Annotated in this window: 2 protein-coding genes and 2 pseudogenes; all 4 read left to right on the top strand. The window is 67.3% G+C overall.

Translation table 11 applies throughout. The annotated features are described in order from the left end of the window. Positions 1 to 926: 926 nt before the first annotated feature. Positions 927 to 1,160: pseudogene (locus QZY44_RS35875) on the top strand (ParB N-terminal domain-containing protein); the annotation flags it as partial. 292 nt (positions 1,161 to 1,452) lie between these two features. Further along, a pseudogene (locus QZY44_RS35870) lies at positions 1,453 to 1,860 on the top strand (hypothetical protein); the annotation flags it as partial. A 551-nt stretch (positions 1,861 to 2,411) separates the two neighbouring features. After that, positions 2,412 to 2,819, top strand: a complete 408-nt coding sequence (locus QZY44_RS20230; protein ID WP_295450874.1) for a hypothetical protein — start codon at positions 2,412 to 2,414, stop codon at positions 2,817 to 2,819. Next, a complete protein-coding gene (gene istB, locus QZY44_RS20225; protein ID WP_295450871.1) occupies positions 2,819 to 3,568 on the top strand; it encodes an IS21-like element helper ATPase IstB in 750 nt (249 codons plus the stop codon). Before QZY44_RS20230 ends, istB begins: the two co-directional genes overlap by 1 nt. Positions 3,569 to 3,710 lie beyond the last annotated feature (142 nt).

The raw sequence follows: 3,710 nt of genomic DNA, 5'->3' as shown, positions 1-3,710 counted from the left end.
CTTTGAGCGGCTGCCCCTGGCTGACACCCCGGCGGCCGTCGCGGCGCTCCTGCCTCAGGCACTGAAGCCGCAAGACCTCCAGGCCGGGCCGTCAAGTCTGTAGTTCGCCGGACGCTTACACTGATCCTGCCCCAATCCCATCGTGCGCAAGGCCGCCGTGACGGTGCGCGGACCCTGGGTCAGCAAGGCCCCCTTCAACAGCACCTGCGCGTTGGCCCAGGTCGGCGTCGTAAACAGGGGGGCAAAGGGCAGCAGAATCCCTACAATCGCAGTCGGTAGCGGCGGCAAAGGTGGTCACGTCTGGTGTTTTAGTCGGCTTCAGACGATACCGCCCGCGTCCCGCTGCCGCCAACTCTACGTTGACCTTACGCTCCCGCACCGGCCACTTGACCAGACCATGCATGGGGTCTTCCCTCAAACCAAAAATGGCCAAAGTCGAGTTGACATCCGAGGCATAGTCACCGAGGTCCGCCAGAACCTTGCCTGCACTCTTCTGGGTATTTCCTTTTTCTTCCAATTCTTTATCGTCAACGCTAATCGGAAATACCCCACCCTCTGCTAAGAAAACGGCCCCACCCCTTGGCGCCTAAGGGTCTGCGCTAAGCAAAAAGTCCCCACGCGCACCCCGGTCGCTTGGCGTGTCCGGGCACACTTGCACCGCGAGGCACCCTGCTGACCGGTGGGAGAGATGAGCCACGCGCCCTGCTGTTGATGCTGCGGCCAGCCGCGTCGAGCCGTGGCCAGCCGCGTCGAGCCGTGGCCAGCCGCGTCGAGCCGTGGCCAGCGGCGGATTGCAAATGTGGACGTGTCAATGCTGGAAACCTGTTTTTACTCAGCGCTGTAGACGCACCCCAGACGCGCTGACGGGTGATTGCAAAGAGAGGACTCCATGGTCCTGACCGGGGGTTGAGGCTAGCGTATCGGCCATGAACGCCTCACCCCTCAACGGCACGGAACTCGGCCTGCATCGGCTGGCGACGCCGTTTGCCCAGACCCGGGTCCAGCGCCCGCAGCAGGTGCGTCGGCTGATGGCCGGCATCGACGCGGACGGCCAACGCGTGCCGTTGGTGGTGGTGGCGCAGGGCGAGCGCTTCGTCTTGATCAATGGCTACCAGCGCTGGGCGGCGCTGACCCGGCTGGGCCGCGATACCGCTCAGGTCGAGGTCTGGGAGGGTCCGCTGTCGGCGGCCTTGGTGCAGGTCTTGGCCCGTCACCAGGGCCGCGCCGTCGAGCCGATCGAGCAGGCCTGGTTGCTGTCGTCAGCCCTGGCCGGGGGGTTGAGCCAACGCGCCCTGGCCACCGCGCTGGGGAAAGACCCCAGTTGGGTCAGCCGGCGTCTGGCGTTGCTCACCGCGTTGTCTGAGCCGGTGCAGGAGGCGGTACGCCAGGGCGTACTCTCGACCTGGGCGGCCAGCCGGGTGTTCGTACCGTTGGCGCGCGCCAACGCCGCCGATGCCGCGGCCCTGCACCGCGAGCCCTTGTCCACGCGGGAGCTGGCCACCTGGTATGGCCACTACGGGCCGGCCAACCGCACGGCCCGCACGCGGATGCTGGCACAGCCGCGGCTGTTCATCCAGGCGTTGGCGACCCGCGATGTCCCGGCCACTGCCAACGATCCCGAGGCGCAGTGGCTGGCGGAGTTGGAGCGGCTACGCCAGCAACTCCAGCGCCTGGCGCGCGCGCTGCCGGCCTTGCTCGAACCGTGTCCTGCGGCCGCCACCTGGGCGGCCCTGCGCCAGGCGGTGGCGAAGACCACGCTCGAGCGCCGGCGTCAACCGTTACAGGAGGGTGCGCATGTTGTCCGAACCACAACGCCAGACGATCATCGAACTGCACGCCAAGGGCCTGAGCCTACGTCAGATCAGTCACACCCTGGGGCACAGCCGCCGCACGGTGCGCCGGGTGCTGGCGCAGGGTGCACCGCGCACCCCGCGCAACAGGCCGCCAGTCACGAACTCGCCCGCACTCACCTCGACGCTGCCCACGCTCTACTGCGAGACCCGCGGGAACGTGGTGCGGATGCAGGAGTTGCTGCGCGAGCGCCATGGCCAGGAGGTCCCCTACAGTACCCTGACCCACTGGGTGCGCCAGGCGCAGCTGCGTGAGCCATCACCGGCGCGGGTCGGGCACGATGACTTTGCGCCGGGGCAGGAGATGCAGCACGACACCTCGCCGCACCGCCTGTCGGTCGGGGGAACGCCGGTCACGGCCCAGTGCGCCGGGCTCATCCTGGGCTTCAGCCGCTATGCCTTCATCCAGTATTACCCGCGCTTCACCCGTTTCGAGGCGCAGGTGTTCCTTCAGGAGGCCTTTGCCTTGTTGGGCGGGACCTGTGCCCGCTGTACCATCGACAATACCAGCGTCTGGAGACCAATCGCTATTCCGTCCCCGAGCGGCTGCTCGGCAAAGCGGTGGAGGTCTACCAGTACTTCGACACGGTGGTGGTCTGCTGTCAGGGTAAGGAGGTGGCCCGCCATCCGCGGGCGATCGGCCAACGCGACCGCCGCCTCACCACGCCCGGTCATCATGGTCCGCTGCGCCCCCGGCGCAGCGACCCACCCCCGGCGCAGCAGGCGCTGCTGACCGACGCCCCGCCGGTGCTGGCGCAGTATGTCCAGGCCCTGGTCGCGCATGCCCCGGGGCGCGGGGCGGCCCGGCTCAAGCGCCTGTTGCCGTTCCAACGCACCTACCCGTCAGCCCCCTTCCTCAACGCCGTCGCTCAGGCCTTGACCTATGGCCTGTATGACCTGACCCGCCTGGAGGCGCTGATCCTCAAACAGGTGCGCGGCGACTTCTTCCAACTCCCGGAGGCCGATTGATGCGCGCCGCCATTCATACCCTGCTCGCCGAACTGCACTTCGCCGGGATGCGTGAGACCCTGGACACGGTGCTCGACGCCGCCGAACCGGCCGGCGATCCGCCCGCGGCGTTGCTGTTGCGCCTGTTGCGCGAGGAGCATCGTCACCGCCAGGAGCGTAGCCTCGCCTACCGCCTGCACCAGGCCCACTTGCCCTGGGACTGGTCGCTGGACACCTTTCCGTTCGACCGTCAGCCGACGGTGGACGCCTCACACATCCGCGCCCTGGCCAGCCTGGGGTTCATCGATCGGGCCGAGAATCTGGTCCTCATCGGACCACCCGGCACCGGCAAAACGGCACTGGCCATCGGCCTGCTGCGCCAGGCCCTGGTCAACGGCTACCGTGGCCGGTTCTACAATGCCCAAGACTTGATCGACGAGCTGTATGCCGCGCTCGCCGACCACTCCACCACCCGCCTACTCAAGCGGCTGGCGGCCTATGAGGTTCTGGTCGTGGACGAGTTAGGCTACATGAACCTCACGCCCGAGCACGCCAACACCCTGTTCCAACTGCTGGAACAGCGCTACGCCCGCAAGAGTACCCTGATCACCACCAATCTCGAATTCGATCAGTGGTACGACCTGTTCCGCAATAAACCCTTGGTCGATGCCCTGCTCGACCGCCTGCAACACCACTGCATCACCCTGCGCCTGACCGGGCCGTCCTTACGCGCCCCCGCCGCGCCGGCCGACGCTCCCGCCCCACGCTGATCCGCGCCCGCGGCTAGGCCCCTCGCCACGGCCCGGTTCCTGGGGGGAACCGGACCGTGACGACGGCTGGCTTTTCACCAACGACCCAAACGATTCAGTCATCCAGTGCGCACTGGGTGGGTCCGCTTTTCTTAGCGCAAGT

The organism is uncultured Thiodictyon sp., assembly GCA_903837595.1.
Taxonomy (GTDB): domain Bacteria; phylum Pseudomonadota; class Gammaproteobacteria; order Chromatiales; family Chromatiaceae; genus Thiodictyon.
The sequence above is the reverse complement of the archived record's forward strand: the minus strand, read 5'-3'. Positions and strand labels throughout refer to the sequence as shown.

Bases quoted from the DNA above. Each gene is read 5' to 3' on its own strand.
- istB (WP_295450871.1), top strand. From the start codon at position 2,819: ATGCGCGCCGCCATTCATACCCTGCTCGCCGAACTGCACTTCGCCGGG.